Source organism: Atlantibacter hermannii (assembly GCF_009907385.1).
Lineage (GTDB): Bacteria > Pseudomonadota > Gammaproteobacteria > Enterobacterales > Enterobacteriaceae > Atlantibacter > Atlantibacter hermannii_A.
Genome location: NZ_JAAATR010000035.1, coordinates 1 through 2,374 on the forward strand (window position 1 = coordinate 1; position 2,374 = coordinate 2,374).

1 rRNA gene is annotated in these 2,374 nt (G+C 54.0%); it reads left to right on the plus strand.

The annotated features are described in order from the left end of the window. Positions 1-2,342 (plus strand): 23S ribosomal RNA (locus GV764_RS11135); the annotation flags it as partial. Positions 2,343-2,374 lie beyond the last annotated feature (32 nt).

Below are 2,374 nucleotides of genomic sequence, written 5' to 3' on the forward strand. Positions count from 1 at the left end.
TTTGTATAATGGGTCAGCGACTTATATTCTGTAGCAAGGTTAACCGAATAGGGGAGCCGCAGGGAAACCGAGTCTTAACTGGGCGTTAAGTTGCAGGGTATAGACCCGAAACCCGGTGATCTAGCCATGGGCAGGTTGAAGGTTGGGTAACACTAACTGGAGGACCGAACCGACTAATGTTGAAAAATTAGCGGATGACCTGTGGCTGGGGGTGAAAGGCCAATCAAACCGGGAGATAGCTGGTTCTCCCCGAAAGCTATTTAGGTAGCGCCTCGTGAATTCATCTGTGGGGGTAGAGCACTGTTTCGGCTAGGGGGCCATCCCGGCTTACCAACCCGATGCAAACTACGAATACCACAGAATGTTATCACGGGAGACACACGGCGGGTGCTAACGTCCGTCGTGAAGAGGGAAACAACCCAGACCGCCAGCTAAGGTCCCAAAGTCATGGTTAAGTGGGAAACGATGTGGGAAGGCCCAGACAGCCAGGATGTTGGCTTAGAAGCAGCCATCATTTAAAGAAAGCGTAATAGCTCACTGGTCGAGTCGGCCTGCGCGGAAGATGTAACGGGGCTAAACCATGCACCGAAGCTGCGGCAGCGACACTCAGGTGTTGTTGGGTAGGGGAGCGTTCTGTAAGCCGTTGAAGGTGGACTGTGAGGTCTGCTGGAGGTATCAGAAGTGCGAATGCTGACATAAGTAACGATAAAGCGGGTGAAAAGCCCGCTCGCCGGAAGACCAAGGGTTCCTGTCCAACGTTAATCGGGGCAGGGTGAGTCGACCCCTAAGGCGAGGCCGAAAGGCGTAGTCGATGGGAAACAGGTTAATATTCCTGTACTTGGTGTTACTGCGAAGGGGGGACGGAGAAGGCTATGTTGGCCGGGCGACGGTTGTCCCGGTTTAAGCGTGTAGGTGTGTGCGCCAGGCAAATCCGGTGCACTTTAACACTGAGGCGTGATGACGAGGCACCACGGTGCTGAAGTGACAAATGCCCTGCTTCCAGGAAAAGCCTCTAAGCATCAGGTAACACGAAATCGTACCCCAAACCGACACAGGTGGTCAGGTAGAGAATACCAAGGCGCTTGAGAGAACTCGGGTGAAGGAACTAGGCAAAATGGTGCCGTAACTTCGGGAGAAGGCACGCTGGCACGTAGGTGAAGTCCCTCGCGGATGGAGCTGAAGCCAGTCGAAGATACCAGCTGGCTGCAACTGTTTATTAAAAACACAGCACTGTGCAAACACGAAAGTGGACGTATACGGTGTGACGCCTGCCCGGTGCCGGAAGGTTAATTGATGGGGTTATCCGTAAGGAGAAGCTCTTGATCGAAGCCCCGGTAAACGGCGGCCGTAACTATAACGGTCCTAAGGTAGCGAAATTCCTTGTCGGGTAAGTTCCGACCTGCACGAATGGCGTAATGATGGCCAGGCTGTCTCCACCCGAGACTCAGTGAAATTGAAATCGCTGTGAAGATGCAGTGTACCCGCGGCAAGACGGAAAGACCCCGTGAACCTTTACTATAGCTTGACACTGAACACTGGTCCTTGATGTGTAGGATAGGTGGGAGGCTTTGAAGCGTGGACGCCAGTCTGCGTGGAGCCGTCCTTGAAATACCACCCTTTAATGGCTGGTGTTCTAACGTGGACCCGTGATCCGGGTTGCGGACAGTGTCTGGTGGGTAGTTTGACTGGGGCGGTCTCCTCCTAAAGCGTAACGGAGGAGCACGAAGGTTGGCTAATCCTGGTCGGACATCAGGAGGTTAGTGCAATGGCATAAGCCAGCTTGACTGCGAGCGTGACGGCGCGAGCAGGTGCGAAAGCAGGTCATAGTGATCCGGTGGTTCTGAATGGAAGGGCCATCGCTCAACGGATAAAAGGTACTCCGGGGATAACAGGCTGATACCGCCCAAGAGTTCATATCGACGGCGGTGTTTGGCACCTCGATGTCGGCTCATCACATCCTGGGGCTGAAGTAGGTCCCAAGGGTATGGCTGTTCGCCATTTAAAGTGGTACGCGAGCTGGGTTTAGAACGTCGTGAGACAGTTCGGTCCCTATCTGCCGTGGGCGCTGGAGAACTGAGGGGGGCTGCTCCTAGTACGAGAGGACCGGAGTGGACGCATCACTGGTGTTCGGGTTGTCATGCCAATGGCACTGCCCGGTAGCTACATGCGGAAGAGATAAGTGCTGAAAGCATCTAAGCACGAAACTTGCCCCGAGATGAGTTCTCCCTGAGACTTAAAGTCTCCTGAAGGAACGTTGAAGACGACGACGTTGATAGGCCGGGTGTGTAAGCGCAGCGATGCGTTGAGCTAACCGGTACTAATGAGCCGTGAGGCTTAACCTTACAACGCCAGAGTGGTTTTGGTGTTGAGTGTG